The 15,260-nt window shown below is 43.5% G+C and carries 14 protein-coding genes; 12 read left to right on the plus strand and 2 right to left on the minus strand.

What is annotated here, in order from left to right:
* The first annotated feature begins 53 nt into the window (after nucleotides 1–53).
* The 10 genes from WKT12_RS00290 to WKT12_RS00335 all read left to right on the plus strand — a co-directional run bounded on the left by WKT12_RS00290 (nucleotide 54) and on the right by WKT12_RS00335 (nucleotide 9,864).
* Nucleotides 54–1,301, plus strand: a complete 1,248-nt coding sequence (locus WKT12_RS00290) for a DUF1015 domain-containing protein (protein WP_021970964.1) — start codon at nucleotides 54–56, stop codon at nucleotides 1,299–1,301.
* A gap of 257 nt (nucleotides 1,302–1,558) precedes the next feature.
* The gene (locus WKT12_RS00295) at nucleotides 1,559–2,473 is read left to right on the plus strand and encodes a DMT family transporter (RefSeq protein WP_021970965.1); all 915 of its coding nucleotides are present in this window, start codon (nucleotides 1,559–1,561) and stop codon (nucleotides 2,471–2,473) included.
* Between the two features lie 29 nt (nucleotides 2,474–2,502).
* A complete protein-coding gene (locus WKT12_RS00300) occupies nucleotides 2,503–3,120 on the plus strand; it encodes an IMPACT family protein (protein ID WP_340318450.1) in 618 nt (205 codons plus the stop codon).
* Between the two features lie 67 nt (nucleotides 3,121–3,187).
* Nucleotides 3,188–4,189 (plus strand): hypothetical protein, encoded by a 1,002-nt coding sequence (locus WKT12_RS00305; protein WP_340318451.1) that lies wholly within the window; start codon nucleotides 3,188–3,190, stop codon nucleotides 4,187–4,189.
* Between the two features lie 64 nt (nucleotides 4,190–4,253).
* A complete protein-coding gene (gene pstS / locus WKT12_RS00310; RefSeq protein ID WP_021970968.1) occupies nucleotides 4,254–5,306 on the plus strand; it encodes a phosphate ABC transporter substrate-binding protein PstS in 1,053 nt (350 codons plus the stop codon).
* 28 nt (nucleotides 5,307–5,334) lie between these two features.
* A complete protein-coding gene (gene pstC / locus WKT12_RS00315; RefSeq protein WP_340318452.1) occupies nucleotides 5,335–6,192 on the plus strand; it encodes a phosphate ABC transporter permease subunit PstC in 858 nt (285 codons plus the stop codon).
* Between the two features lie 22 nt (nucleotides 6,193–6,214).
* Nucleotides 6,215–7,084: a phosphate ABC transporter permease PstA gene (gene pstA / locus WKT12_RS00320; protein ID WP_340318453.1), complete on the plus strand. Its 870-nt coding sequence runs from the start codon at nucleotides 6,215–6,217 to the stop codon at nucleotides 7,082–7,084.
* Nucleotides 7,072–7,842, plus strand: coding sequence for a phosphate ABC transporter ATP-binding protein PstB (gene pstB / locus WKT12_RS00325; protein WP_021971144.1), 771 nt, complete (start codon nucleotides 7,072–7,074; stop codon nucleotides 7,840–7,842). The genes pstA and pstB overlap by 13 nt, the downstream gene beginning before the upstream one ends.
* Before the next feature lie 192 nt (nucleotides 7,843–8,034).
* A complete protein-coding gene (locus WKT12_RS00330) occupies nucleotides 8,035–9,063 on the plus strand; it encodes a L,D-transpeptidase (RefSeq protein WP_021971145.1) in 1,029 nt (342 codons plus the stop codon).
* Between the two features lie 93 nt (nucleotides 9,064–9,156).
* Nucleotides 9,157–9,864 (plus strand): murein L,D-transpeptidase catalytic domain family protein, encoded by a 708-nt coding sequence (locus tag WKT12_RS00335; protein ID WP_340318601.1) that lies wholly within the window; start codon nucleotides 9,157–9,159, stop codon nucleotides 9,862–9,864.
* Here WKT12_RS00335 and WKT12_RS00340 read toward each other — a convergent pair.
* Nucleotides 9,809–11,197: an MATE family efflux transporter gene (locus tag WKT12_RS00340; RefSeq protein WP_340318454.1), complete on the minus strand. Its 1,389-nt coding sequence runs from the start codon at nucleotides 11,195–11,197 to the stop codon at nucleotides 9,809–9,811. The genes WKT12_RS00335 and WKT12_RS00340 overlap by 56 nt on opposite strands.
* 124 nt (nucleotides 11,198–11,321) lie before the next feature.
* Here WKT12_RS00340 and aspS point away from each other — a divergent pair, with 124 nt between their 5' ends.
* Nucleotides 11,322–13,079 (plus strand): aspartate--tRNA ligase, encoded by a 1,758-nt coding sequence (gene aspS / locus WKT12_RS00345; protein ID WP_340318455.1) that lies wholly within the window; start codon nucleotides 11,322–11,324, stop codon nucleotides 13,077–13,079.
* A 117-nt stretch (nucleotides 13,080–13,196) separates the two neighbouring features.
* Nucleotides 13,197–13,586, plus strand: a complete 390-nt coding sequence (locus WKT12_RS00350; protein ID WP_021971149.1) for a GtrA family protein — start codon at nucleotides 13,197–13,199, stop codon at nucleotides 13,584–13,586.
* A 652-nt stretch (nucleotides 13,587–14,238) separates the two neighbouring features.
* Here the strand turns inward: WKT12_RS00350 and WKT12_RS00355 are convergent.
* A complete protein-coding gene (locus WKT12_RS00355; protein ID WP_021971150.1) occupies nucleotides 14,239–15,168 on the minus strand; it encodes a LysR substrate-binding domain-containing protein in 930 nt (309 codons plus the stop codon).
* Nucleotides 15,169–15,260 lie beyond the last annotated feature (92 nt).

Here is a 15,260-nt window from a genome sequence, read left to right on the forward strand (position 1 = left end):
GTTTTCTATATGCCTCAGAACTTTGTATTATTTTTTAAGAAACTTCAAACATTATGGCAGTAGTTAAACCGTTTAGGGGGATTCGTCCACCTCAGGAAATGGTAGAGCAGGTTGCTTCCCGTCCTTACGATGTGTTGAACTCGGCTGAGGCTCGTGCTGAGGCTGCCGGGAATGAAAAATCACTTTATCATATTATCAAGCCTGAAATTGATTTTCCGGAAGGAACTGACGAGCATGATCCGTGTGTGTACGATAAAGCTGTGCAGAACTTTCAGATGTTTCAGGACAAGGGATGGCTGGTGCAGGATAAGAAAGACTGTTACTATATCTATGCACAGACCATGAATGGTAAAACACAATATGGCCTGGTAGTTGGAGCCTATGTTCCCGATTATCTGAATGGCGTAATTAAAAAACATGAGCTGACACGCCGGGACAAGGAGGAAGATCGTATGAAGCATGTACGCGTGAACGATGCTAATATTGAGCCGGTCTTTTTTGCTTATCCGGATAATGCGGTGCTGGATGCAATTGTTGCTAAATATACAGCTAAGAAACCGGTCTACGATTTTGTTGCTCCCGATGATGGCTTTGGACATACCTTTTGGGTGATCGATCAGGATGAGGATATAGCTGCTATTACGAAAGCTTTTGCCGCGATGCCCTCTTTATACATAGCCGATGGTCATCATCGTAGTGCTGCAGCTGCTTTGGTTGGAGCGGAGAAAGCGAAGGAGAATCCTAACCATCGGGGTGATGAAGAATATAATTATTTCATGGCTGTTTGTTTCCCGGCAAGCCAGCTTACCATTATCGATTATAATCGCGTGGTGAAAGATTTGAACGGATTAACTTCCGCACAATTCTTGGAAGCCTTGAGGAAACATTTCGATGTAGTGGATAAAGGTTCGGAAGTATATAAGCCTGCTGCACTTCATAATTTCTCCTTGTATCTTGACGGCAAGTGGTACAGCCTGACGGCAAAGCCTGATACATACGATGATAATGACCCGATTGGAGTTTTGGATGTTACCATCTCATCGAATTTGATTTTGGATGAAATTTTAGGTATAAAGGATTTGCGTTCAGACAAACGTATTGATTTTGTCGGAGGTATCCGGGGACTTGGTGAATTGAAGAAGCGGGTAGATAGTGGTGAAATGAAAATGGCATTGGCTCTTTATCCGGTTTCCATGAAGCAACTGATGGATATTGCCGATACAGGCAATATTATGCCTCCTAAAACTACCTGGTTCGAACCTAAACTTCGATCTGGATTAGTTATACATAAATTGAAATGATAGTTTGACAAAATATATCAGATTCCCTTCCTTTTGTAAGATTTCTCTTCAAACCGTAAAAGAGCACTGGTGGGTGCTGTAGCATAAATATGGTTTGTATGCCGGAAAGGGAAGTCCTTTCTGGCAAAGGTTGAGTCTGATATTGTGAAAGGTCAGGACATTTTAGCGAAAATATCCTGACCTTTTTCTTGTTTGGCCGGATGTTTTTGCTTAAGATTGTGTACCTTTGCTGCCGGTTTTGAAAAATAGACATTTACATGGTTAGTAATACATTCAAAGGTTTTGTTTACGGTGCTGTAGCTGCTGCCAGTTACGGTCTTAATCCTCTGTTTACTTTACCGCTGTATTCCGATGGTATTAGTGCCGATTCAGTCTTGTTTTATCGTTACGGTCTGGGGGTAGTAATGCTTGCTTTGTTGATGAAAATGCAGAAGCAGTCGTTTGTCTTACATCGTTCCGAAATATTGCCACTGTTTGTAATGGGAATGCTCTTTGCCTTTTCGTCGCTTACATTATTTTTGAGCTATAATTATATGGACGCAGGAATAGCTTCTACCATACTTTTTGTCTATCCTGTGCTGGTAGCCATTATTATGGCTGTGTGCTTTAAGGAAAAGGTTTCTGTTATAACCGCTCTTTCCATAGCCTTGGCTTTTCTCGGAATTTCCTTGTTGTACAAAGGAGAAGGTGGTAAAACATTAAGTCTGGTAGGTGTTTTGCTGGTCTTTGCTTCATCGCTGACTTATGCTGTCTATATTATTGGAGTAAATCGTTCTTCATTGAAAGACATGCCGACATCCAAGTTGACTTTCTATGCATTATTATTTGGCTTGAGTGTGTTTGTTGTGCGTCTTAAGTTTTGTACGCAACTTGATATTATTACGACTCCTGCATTATGGGTAAATCCTATAGCTTTGGCTTTGTTTCCAACAGTGATTTCACTGATTGCCATGACTAAATCTATCCATTATATCGGATCTACGCCAGCAGCTATATTGGGAGCGTTGGAACCGATTACAGCATTGTTTTTTGGGGTACTGGTATTTGGAGAACGTCTGACTCCACGTATTATCTTGGGGATTATTCTGGTACTGACAGCTGTTACGCTGATTATAATCGGAAAATCGCTGATGAATACAATCCGGGTACACATACTGCGAAGTAATAAATAGTATATTTCAAAATTAGATAAATCCGAATCGTGTTGGAAGATACATATAAAACCATAGAAGGACAGTCAGAAGCTGTTTATACCGAAAAAAGAAGTAAGTTTATTGCGATAGCCATTCCTGTGCGCACGCTGACCGAGGTGAAAGCACATCTGGAAGAGTATCAGAAGAAATATTACGATGCACGTCACGTGTGCTATGCTTATATGCTGGGAGCAGAACGGAAAGAGTTCCGTGCCAACGACAATGGCGAGCCGTCTGGTACTGCAGGTAAACCGATTCTCGGACAAATCAATTCGAATGAGCTGACCGATATTTTGATTATCGTAGTACGTTATTTTGGAGGTATTAAGCTGGGTACGAGCGGTCTGATTGTGGCATACCGTACCGCAGCGGCGCAAGCTATTGCCGAGGCTACGATAATAGAAAAGACAGTAGATCAGGATGTAAAGATTATCTTTGAATATCCATTTATGAATGATGTGATGCGTATCGTAAAAGAAGAGGCGCCCGAGATATTAGAACAGTCGTACGACATGGATTGCATTATGCGCCTGCGTATACGTAAATCGCTGATGCCCCGCCTGCATGCTCGTTTGGAAAAAGTAGAAACACTTCGTTTTCCCGATGAGGATGTAACAGTTTTGTAATATTTATGACATAACCAAGTTACTTGTTACTTATACCTTTGCTCTCGAAATAAAAAGCAGATGTATAGTGAATAAAAAGAATTTAAAGAAACGGTGTGCCATTGTTGCAGGCTTGCTGGGATATGCAGTTGTACCGATGCATGCAGAGGACAAAGGTAAAGAAGAAGCTCCCAAGGGTAAGGCTATCATTACAATCTTTTCCGATGTTCATTCCGGATTCGGTCATGTAAACGATGACCGTGGTTTCAATCTTGACCGCGCTTATCTGGGGTACCAGTACGACTTGTCGAAAGAATTGCAAGTAAAAGTCGTTGCCGATTTCGGACAGTCCAAAGATGTAGACGATCATCATCGTATAGGTTTCGTAAAGAATGCGATGCTGTCATGGGAACGTGGAAAATGGACATTGAATGCCGGTCTTATTTCGACTACCCAGTTCAAGTTTCAGGAAAGTTTCTGGGAGAAACGTTATGTAATGAAATCTTTCCAAGATGAATACAAGTTTGGAAGTAGTGCCGATCTTGCTGTTTCTGTTGCCTATGATTTTAACCGTTATATTTCGGCAGATGTTATTCTGGCAAACGGTGAAGGATATAAGCAGGTGCAGGTAAAAGATGGACTACAGTATGGTGCCGGTCTGACATTGACGCCCGTAAAAAATCTGTTTATCCGCTTGTATGGTTCTTTTAACGAAGCTGCCGAAAAAACAGATAAGGGCATTACGAATCTGGCTTCTTTCATAGGATTCAAAAATAAATCTTTTTCACTGGCTGCTGAATATAATTATCAGACGAATACAGGGTATACCGACGGATGCGATCAGAGCGGTATCTCTGCATATACAACCATTAATCTGACTAAGAAAATAGGACTTTTTGGGCGTTGGGATTACCTGACATCAAAGGATAAATGGAATGAAGAGGGGGATGGTATGGCAGGAATGGTCGGCGCAGAATTCCGGATTGGAAAATACATTAAGCTGGCTCCGAACTTCCGTATATGGTCGCCCAAGTCGGGAAGTACCCCCGATTCTTATTATGCTTATCTGAATGCTTCCTTCTCACTTTAATGTGAATCTAAAGAAAAAGAGAAAATCCAATATAAGAAAAATCAATTTATTAAATTAATAAACAATGAAAAAACATTATTTGTCTTTGGTAGCAGGTATAATGGCCTTGGCTGTTACTGCATGTGGTGGACAGAAGTCATCAACAGATTCCGTTGAATTAACAGGTGCGGGAGCTACATTCCCATTGCCTTTCTATAACATGAGCTTTGAAGGATATAGTGCAACACACAACAATAAAGTATCTTACGGTGGCATCGGTAGTGGCGGAGGTGTTCGTAACCTGAAAGATGGTATTGTCGACTTTGCCGGAAGTGATGCGTTCCTGAGTGATGCTGAAATGAAAGAAATGGATCCGGTAGTTCACATCCCGACATGTATGGGAGCTGTCGTACTGGCCTATAACTTGCCGGATGTAGTAAAATTGAACTTGTCTGGTGATATCATAGCCGATATCTATGCAGGTAAAATTACAGACTGGAACGATGCACGTTTGCAGGAATTGAATCCGGATGTAAAATTGCCGGCTAAGAAAATTATTCTTGCATATCGTTCAGACGGTAGTGGTACTACATTTGTATTTACCGATTATTTGTCTAAAGTCAGCGAAAGCTGGAAGAATACCTATGGAGCAGGAAAAACTGTTGACTTCCCTGTAGGACAGGCAGCCAAAGGTAATCCGGGTGTAGCAGGTATCATTGCACAGACTCCATATTCTTTGGGATACATTGGTTCCGAATATGCTTTTGCACAGAAAATTCCTTATGCCGCAGTCAAGAATCAGCGTGGTGAATTAGTTTCTCCGTCTACCGAAAGCATTTCGGCTGCTGCAGGTGATATTCCTCAAGATACCCGTTGCTCTATTACTAACGCCGATGCGGCCGGAGCTTATCCTATCAGTTGTTTCACATGGTTGCTGATTTATAAAGAACAGAACTATTCAGACCGTTCGGAAGCTCAGGCAAAGGCAACAGTAGACTTGATGCAGTACATGTTAAGTGATAGCGTACAGCAGACTACTGCTACAGTACACTATGCTCCGCTGCCTAAGAAAGCCATCGAACAGAGTCTGGCAAATCTTAAGACTGTGACATATCAGGGTCAGCCGATTTTAAAGTAATAGATAATCATTGCAAAGCTGATATTTTATGCAAGACAAAATTTTTAGAGTTTTACTTATTCTGTCGGCTGTTATTATTCCTATCATCGGTGGGGGAATTGTATATTCCCTCACTGTCGATGCCTCCGGAGCATTCGAGCATTTTGGCTTCTGGAACTTTATCTTTTCAGACGATTGGGTAACAACGGCAGGAAAAGAAAGTTACGGCGCTCTTCCGTTCATTACCGGAACATTACTTACTACAATTCTTGCTTTATTGATGTGTATCCCGTTTTCTTTGCCGGTCGCTTTATTTACTGGTGAGTATTTCCGAGGAAAGAAAATTGCGGCGGTACTGGGTACTGTTACCGACTTGCTGGCAGGTATTCCTTCTATCATTTATGGCTTGTGGGGATTTTATGTATTGCGTAATGTATTCATGCATCTGAATCTCTCTCCGCAAGGTTCGGGAATCTTGACCGCAGCCTTTGTACTCGCCATAATGATTGTGCCTTATGCAGCTTCTCTGAGCTCGGAATTCATTAAGATGGTTCCTTCCGATTTGAAAGAAGGAGCATACGCCATGGGAGCCACTCGTGCAGAAGTTATCCGCAGGGTTATTTTCCCAATGGCCGGATCGGGTATCTTCTCAGCCTATATTCTGGCGATAGGTCGTGCATTGGGTGAAACCATGACCGTTACGATGCTGATAGGAAACACTAATCAGATGCCCGAAACTCTGCGTACTACGGGTAATACGATGGCCAGCATTATTGCCAATCAGTTTGGTGAAGCCGACGGACTGAAACTTTCGTCACTGATTGCCATCGGATTGTTATTGTTCCTCATAACAGCCGTTATCAATATGATTGGAAAAATATTGATACGTAAGGCAAGACATGTATAATCAATAAACAGAATTTGTATAAATGGTACGTGATAATAACATTCGAATCCGTATATTCAAGAATCGGTTGCTTTATGTTCTGGTCTGTGTGCTTTCGGGACTTACGGCAATTCCTTTGCTGGCCATTCTGGGAGAAGTACTGGTAAAAGGATGGAAACAGCTTGGCTGGTCATTCATTACCGAAGCAACTCCTAATGCATATAAGGCAATGCAGGCTGTTTCCGCCGGGCAGGAGATTCCCGGAGGTATTGCCAACGGCATTGTCGGTACTTTCCTGATGCTGTTGCTTGCAGCTGTAGTTGCCATTCCTATTGGCGTATTCTGCGGAATCTGTCTGTCTGAATACCGCAAGAACTGGTTCGCAATTATTGTAAGTTATCTTACCGACTTACTTCAGGGTACTCCTTCCATCATCATCGGTATTATTACATATATCTGGGTGGTGGTGCCCATGAAAGGATATTCGGCCATAGCCGGAAGCGTAGCATTGTTTATCATGATGCTGCCGCTCATTATCCGTTCAACGGAAGAAACCATGAAAGTCCTTCCGGATACATTAAAGGAAGCCGGACTGGCGCTGGGAGGAAGTTACTGGCGTGTTATGTTGCAAGTAATGTTACCTTCGGCTCTGGGTAGTATCTTTACAGGTATTTTGCTGGCAATATCGCGTGTAGTAGGTGAAACTGCTCCGCTGATGTTTACTGCACTGGGTGGTGCCGCAGTAAGCTGGAACATGACCAAACCGATGTCGGCAGTTCCCTTGCTTATTTGGGAATTCTTCAATGATCCCAACTTGCAGAGCCTTATCTGGGGAGCTTCGTTGTTCCTGCTCACCTTTGTATTATGTCTGAACTTATTAGCAAAACGAATCGCAAAGAAATGGAAAATATAAAAGACCCGATATTACAAATAAAGGATGTCTGTATTTCGTATACATCCAGTACGATGGCTGTGAAGCATGTGTCGGCAGACATTCAGAAAAATACCATTACGGCTATCATGGGACCTTCCGGTTGCGGAAAAAGTACCTTGCTGCGTGCTGTGAACCGTATGCATGAACTTTATAAAAACATTCGTGTAACAGGAGAAATTCTGTTAAATGGTGAGAACGTCCTTCAGATGCAACCAATGGAAGAACGCCGCCGTATCGGTATGGTGTTCCAGCGTCCTAACCCGTTCCCTACGATGAATATCTACGATAATGTGCTGGCAGGCTATTTGCTGAACGGTATCCGTCTTTCAAAATCGGAAAAAGATGAAATCGTAGAGCGAAACTTACGTAGCGTTGCCTTATGGGATGAAGTGAAAGATTCATTGACGAAGCGTGGAACCTTCCTTTCGGGAGGTCAGCAGCAGCGTCTGTGTATTGCACGTTCACTTGCCCTGAAGCCAGATGTGTTGCTGATGGATGAACCGACTTCGGCTCTGGACCCTATTGCTACCAAGTACATAGAGGAACTGATGGATGATTTGAAGAAAGATGTGACTATCTTGATTGTGACCCATAACATGTCGCAGGCTATGCGTATATCCGACTACTCAATGTTTATGTATATGGGTGAGTTGATAGAGTATGACCGTACAGACAAGATGTTCGATAATCCGACAGATGAACGTACACGTGCCTACCTGACAGGAAAGATGGGATAAACAGAACGTGTATATATACTTCGATATTATCCGGAGTAAACGAGAGAAAGCATTCGGCTTATTCTCGTTTGCTCCGGATTGTTTTTTTTAAGAGATTACAACAAATTCACAATGTGGCTTGTTTATTAGATAAAAGATTCTTTCTTTTGAATTTTTTTTATTACTTTTACAATGAACATTAACCACTTTGCTATGGAAAAGGGCTTCTCTATATTGCTGTTGGCTGCCTGCTTGTTATTGTATGCTTGCGGAGAACAACAAACCGATGTGCCCCGTTTGTCGGAATATACAGAACTGCCTTCCGACACCCTTGTCTTTCCTGATACGGCGGATCGTACTCCGAAACTTCTTGTCGCTGCCGATATTCATCTGACAAAAGATTTGCTTTATGATCAGTATACGCTCGAAGATACTTATCCTTACGGCGATACGGTACGCAGTTTCAAATGGGAAACGATTCGCAAATGTCTTGCTTTTATTGAAAACATGCATCGTGATACGTCACAATGGGTCGTGCTGAGAAATTATAAGAACTTCAACAGCGAAGCACCTTTGGTACGACGTTATATCCGCAATGCGTACGGACGTGTAGCCGATACACTTGGTGTAGAACGATATCAGTCGGTTCCTCTTTATCTTACAACCGACTCTTCCGTTCCCGAACGTTACGGTCGGGATGGTTCGCTGGCTTATCTCCGGGGAAAGACAGGCAGTTTCCTGCGTATAACTCCTGTGGTAGAAGATACCGAATATCTTGTTCCTCCACGTTATATTCGTGTATTGCCCGACAGTGCAGTCTTTCATCATGTCATTTTTGTGGACCGGGGCGACCAGAATATTGCGACCTTAGAGCGGATTTCCGAAGGTGAATGGGCCATTCGGAGTATGAATCCGGCTACAACGGGAGTGCATCGTCCGCCGTATGCTCAGGAAACCCCGTTGGGAATGTTTCTGTTGCAGGAAAAGAAAGCAAAGATGGTCTTTTTGAAAGACGGAGGATCGGCTACCGGAGGGTATGCTCCTTATGCATCACGGTTTACCAACGGCGCATATATACACGGAGTGCCCGTCAATGTTCCTCGTACAGCCATGATCGAATACAGCTGGTCGCTGGGTACGACGCCTCGTTCACACATGTGTGTACGCAATGCTACCTCGCATGCCAAGTTCGTATTCGATACAATGCCTTCCGAAGCTACGCTGATTATTGTTATAGAGTGAATAAATGATAAAACATGTTGCTTTTAACTGTCTGATAATAAATAGTTACAGATAAAATGAGTAACTTTGCAGCCGTTATTGTTCAAGAAGATTATGCTGCGTATTTCGTTATCTGTATTTTTTCTGTTTGCATCTTTTTTATATTCCTTTACCGGAGTAGGTGAGGGAGCGTCTGCCGTATCGGAAGTTAAACATGTGGCAAAGCCCGATGTATGTGCCGAACTGTTCCGGGATATGCAACTGGAGGGTACGGTTAATTATACAGCTTTCCGTCAGGCGGTGACAGGATATTACCGGATTGCGCAGCGTAAACGAGATATACTTACCTTAATCGATTTTTCCAAACCTTCTACCGAAAAGCGTCTGTATGTATTCGATATGAAGGAAAAGAAAATGCTGTTTTCATCGGTCGTTGCACATGGCAAGAACAGCGGAGGAGTATATGCTACTTCTTTTTCCAACGAATACGGTTCCTACAAAAGTTCGTTAGGATTTTACCTTACAGCATCTACCTATCAGGGCAAGAACGGCTATTCGCTGATTCTGGATGGACTGGAAAAAGGAATAAACGACCGCGCCCGCGAACGTGCCATCGTTGTACACGGAGCTGCCTATGCCGATCCTTCAGTTATCCGTACGGGAGGCAGACTGGGAAGGAGTTTCGGATGTCCTGCTGTTCCGCAGAAAATTTCACGTCCGCTGATTGATACCATCAAAGGCGGGAGCGTGATGTACATCTATGCCGCTACTCCCGAGTATCTTGCACAGAGTCATATCTTGAATTCCAAAGACCGCGCTTGACCGCTTTCCGGTAATACCATACGCCATAAGCGTCGGCCAGTGCCCACCCGACAGGGATAGACCACCAGATGCCGTGTACGCCTATTGCCGGTATTGCTGCCAGTGCATATGCCAGCAGGACTCGTGTCCCTAAGGAGAAAACAGTAAGTACGACCGACATGCCGGGCATACGTATAGCCCGATAAAATCCGTATAAAAGGAACAGATAGCCTATCCCCACATAGAAGCTGCCCTCTACCCGCAGATATTCTACACCGATACTGATTATCTCATTCTCGCTTCCATCGATAAAAAGCTGCATCAGCGGACGTGCGAAGATAAATACGATAGCCGAGATCAGCAGACAGAATCCAGTTGTAACGCTGAAGGCACTACGGATTCCTTGCCGGATACGTTTCTGTTGTCCGGCTCCGAAATTCTGCGCAACGAATGTAGAGAATGCATTTCCGAAATCCTGTACCGGCATATAAGCAAACGAATCTATTTTTACAGCAACGGCAAAAGCCGCCATTACACTTGTTCCGAAACTGTTTACCAGTCCCTGCACCATCAGAATCCCGAAGTTCATCACCGACTGCTGCATACATGTCAGCGATGAATAAGTGGCTATTTCCTTTATCGACTGCCTGTGTAGCCGGATATGAGTCAGTTTCAGCCTGAAAATCGGGAAACGATACAAGGCATAAACGCAAAGTCCGGCGGCTGCTGCGGTCTGCGATATGACGGTAGCCGCTGCTGCTCCCGACACACCCCAGTGACATACCAGAATAAAAATCAGGTCGAGTACTATATTCAGTACCACGGAAACAGCCAGAAAATAAAGCGGAACTATGGAATTGCCCAAGGCACGCAGCAGGTAGGCGTAATAATTGTAGATGAAAGTACTCACTATACCTAAAAAGATAATGAACAGATAGTCGAACATCAGCCCCTCTATTTCAGCAGGCGTCTGCAACAGACGGATGATGGGATGAATACCTGCCAGCACGGCGACGTTCAGAATCAGTGTGATGCCTCCCGTCAGAACGAGTGAGGAAACCAGACTCCGTTTCATGCCTTCGTAATCCTTTGCCCCATATTGCAGTGAGAATACGGCACCACTGCCCATACATAGTCCGATGAATACCGATGTGATAAATACCATGAGTGTATAGGCCGATCCTACAGCTGCCAGCGCATCCGCTCCCAGATAATGTCCCACGATGAATGTATCGGCTATGTTATAGCATTGTTGCAGCAGGTTGCCCAGAATCATTGGAACTGCAAAGCGCAACATTGTTCCCGTAATACCGCCTTGGGTCAAGTCGTTTGTTTTATTATAATGTAAGCTCATTTTACAGGTCATTTGTAAGGTCTGTCAAAACCTTTCCCTTGTTTGCAGACGCAAATTTATTGCATAAATCAAAAACATGTGCTACCTTTGTCACAAATTATAAGTGTCCATAAATAGAAAAAATATGTTCAGAACGAATACATGCGGCGAGTTAAGACTTGCCGATGCTGGTAAAAACGTGACACTTGCCGGATGGGTGCAGCGTACACGTAAAATGGGCGGAATGACATTTGTCGATCTCCGCGACCGTTATGGCATTACTCAGTTGGTGTTCAATACAGATGTGAATGCAGAACTGTGTGACCGTGCCAATCATTTAGGACGTGAGTTTGTGATACAGGTAAAAGGACAAGTCAGCGAACGTTCAAGTAAGAACAGCAATCTCCCGACCGGAGAAATTGAAATCATCGTTTCAGAGCTGAATATCCTGAATACAGCACTGACTCCTCCATTTACTATCGAAGACAATACTGACGGCGGAGATGATCTCCGTATGAAATATCGTTACCTTGACCTGCGTCGTACAGCAGTCCGCAAGAATCTGGAACTGCGTCATCGTATGACGATGGAGGTACGCCGTTATCTCGACAGCAAGGGATTCCTTGAAGTTGAAACTCCGATGTTGATTGGTTCTACTCCGGAAGGCGCACGCGATTTCGTTGTTCCTTCTCGTATGAATCCGGGGCAATTCTACGCACTGCCGCAGTCACCGCAGACATTGAAGCAGTTGCTGATGGTTTCTGGTTTCGACCGTTACTTCCAGATTGTAAAATGTTTCCGCGATGAAGACCTTCGTGCCGACCGTCAGCCGGAATTTACCCAGATTGACTGTGAAATGAGTTTCGTTGAACAGGAAGACATCATTCAGATGTTCGAGGGTATGGCTAAGCATCTGTTCAAGGAACTGCGCGGTGTGGAACTGACAGAACCGTTTATCCGTATGCCGTGGGCCGATGCCATGAAGTACTATGGTAGCGATAAACCCGATTTGCGTTTCGGCATGAAGTTTGTCGAACTGATGGATATCCTGAAAGGCTATGGCTTCTCTGTATTCGACAATGCAGCTTATATTGGTGGTATCTGTGCCGAAGGTGCTGCACACTATACACGTAAGCAGCTCGATCAGTTGACAGAGTTCGTGAAACGTCCGCAGATTGGTGCAAAGGGACTGGTTTACGCACGTGTGGAAGCCGACGGTAATGTGAAGTCGAGCGTCGATAAGTTCTATAGCCAGGAAGTGCTTCAGCAGATGAAAGAAGCTTTCGGTGCCAAACCGGGTGACCTGATTCTGATTTTGAGCGGCGATGACGCCATGAAGACTCGCAAGCAGTTGTGCGAACTTCGTCTGGAAATGGGTAACCAACTGGGACTGCGCGACAAGAACCAGTTTGCTTGCTTGTGGGTAGTAGATTTCCCGATGTTCGAATGGAGCGAAGAAGAAGGCCGACTGATGGCAATGCACCATCCGTTCACTCATCCGAAGGACGAAGATATTCCATTGCTTGATACTGATCCGGCAGCCGTTCGTGCCGATGCATACGATATGGTAGTCAACGGCGTTGAAGTAGGTGGTGGATCTATCCGTATCCACGATTCTCAGCTTCAGGCTAAGATGTTCGAAATTTTAGGATTTACTCCCGAAAAAGCTCAGGAACAGTTTGGCTTCCTGATGAACGCCTTCAAGTTTGGTGCACCTCCTCACGGAGGTCTGGCTTATGGTCTTGACCGTTGGGTTTCATTGTTTGCCGGACTCGATTCAATCCGCGACTGTATCGCTTTCCCGAAGAACAACTCCGGACGCGATGTCATGCTGGATGCACCGGGTTACCTCGACCAGAAGCAGCTTGACGAACTTAATCTGAAAGTAGAGATTAAAGACTGAATATCTGACAACGTTGTTATTTAAAAGATATAATTATTTCGGGCAAGGCAAGATAGTCGGGAAGACTATACTTGCTTTGTCTCGAAATCTTTTTATGCCTTTTCCAAATTACCTTTAATGAGAGAGTCTGTCCGTATTATGCGTTTTGCCATTGTGGGAACGCTGAATGCCCTGATTACTGCATTGATCGTGGGATTATTGATGCATATAGAGGGCGAACATTACATGATAGCCAATGTAGTGGCTTATGTAGTGGCGCAGATTCATAACTTTATATGGTGTAAATATTGGATTTTTCCGTTTGAAGCCGACCGGAAGAAAAATACTATCTGGCATGAAATCTTGTTCTTTTCCTGTGCTTTTGCTGTGGCATATGGTGCACAATTCTTGTTTCTTCTTTTCCTTGTAGAAATTTGTGGATGCAATGAGTATCTTGCTCAGTTCCTCGGACTGTTTGTTTACGGAGGAATCAACTTCATGAGTAACAAGTGGATTACCTTCAGATAATCTTTTCCTTTTAATCAAAATGACATTTTGAAAATTTACTTTGCCGAGAATGTGTATATTGCGGAGTGGAACAGGTGCGGCTCGGAAAAAACGGATTCTTATCGGCTTGGTAAAAGACATGAAGCGTCTATTCTTGTCGTCTGACAGTCTTATTGTAAGTTTAAGGGGAGGTTTGAATGTTGCATTGTCTTGTATTCTTTCGGATTTATGAGCTTTCTGTTTAATTGAACTTGGCGTCCTGAAAATTTCTTTTAGAAAATATTCTGTCGTTTTTGAGCATTTTTGTCTGCTCTCATGGCGTTTTTCAGAAAACATAATGATGTTTTAAAAAAATGTCTTTATGTTTATCCAAAAACCTCGTGGTCTTTTTGCAGACATCTGCGCATAAATTACTTCCTTATTTGTTAAACAAAAATAGAAATTTAAGAAACGGATGCAATGAAGTATGCAATTTATTACATTCAACCGTAGGCCTATTAACAGAACAAACTTATTCGTTATCCGGTGCAAAGGTAGGGAGTAAGCAAATATCTGTTTTTGCTGACATCCGTTTACCTTTTTCTGTCAGTCTATGACCAAGTGTAAATTCTCAGTCAACTGCCGGTTCGTATGAAAAAATGTGACAAAAGCCAGTACGCAATCAGCCGACGGTTTATCTGAGTTTGATTGCAAGCGTTTTGAAACGTTCATCCATCATGTGCGACGGGATAATGGCTTTTATGGTGTCGAGCACGGCATTCACAATCCGCTCTCTGATAAAGTCATCTTTTATCAGGATAGAAACCGTTCGCTGTGCCGGCGGATTTACGTTCAATGTCTGAATATTTTCCTTTTGTTTCTCATTTAACGTGCTGATATGTAGTTCGGGGATGATTGTATACCCGCCGTTTCTGTCCACAATTTTGATAAGCGTATCAATACTTCCGGCTTCATAGATATGATTGCCGATGTCCTTGTTTTCGCATAAATTGATGCCTCCATTGGGAATACAGTGACCTTCTTTCAGAATCCACATCTGTTCCGGAGGAAGATTGCCGTTCACAATCATTTGCCGTGCCTTGCTGCATGTTTCCGAAAAGTAAGCGACAAACTTTTCTACATACACCGGAATTTCCAGAATGTTGGCGTGAGCTTCGGGGGGTGTCGTTATCGCAATATCAAGGTTGCCGAACCTGAGATCCTGTATCAGTGACCTGTTTTCCTTTTCGTCGATAAACAGATTTACGTTGGGATAAGACTTCCGGAAATAGTAAATAAAATCGGGAACAAGATAGGGTGCAATGGTAGGAAGAATACCGATACGCAGGTTTCCGTTCATGTTGCTGCTTTCGTCGGCTACCACTTCTTTGATTTTCTGAGTTTCATTCAGTGCGATTTTTGCCTGTCGGATGATTTTTTCTCCAATGCTGGTAGGGGTGATGTTTTTCCGGTCACGGCTGAAAATTTTGACATCCAGCTCTTCTTCCAACTTTTGTATCATGGCACTCAGTGTAGGTTGAGTTACCCCACAAGCCTCGGCAGCCAGTACAAAGTGACGATACTTGTCCAGTGCCACAATATATTCCATTTGCTGTAAAGTCATAGTTCTATAGATTTTATCTATGCAAAGATAGAAAAAAGCTGTTGTAAACCTTTCTTGTGCATTGTATTTTTGCATCAGTAACAAATATCTCA

The sequence above is a fragment of the Phocaeicola sp. HCN-6420 genome, from assembly GCF_037890145.1.
In the GTDB taxonomy this organism is placed as follows: Bacteria; Bacteroidota; Bacteroidia; order Bacteroidales; family Bacteroidaceae; genus Phocaeicola.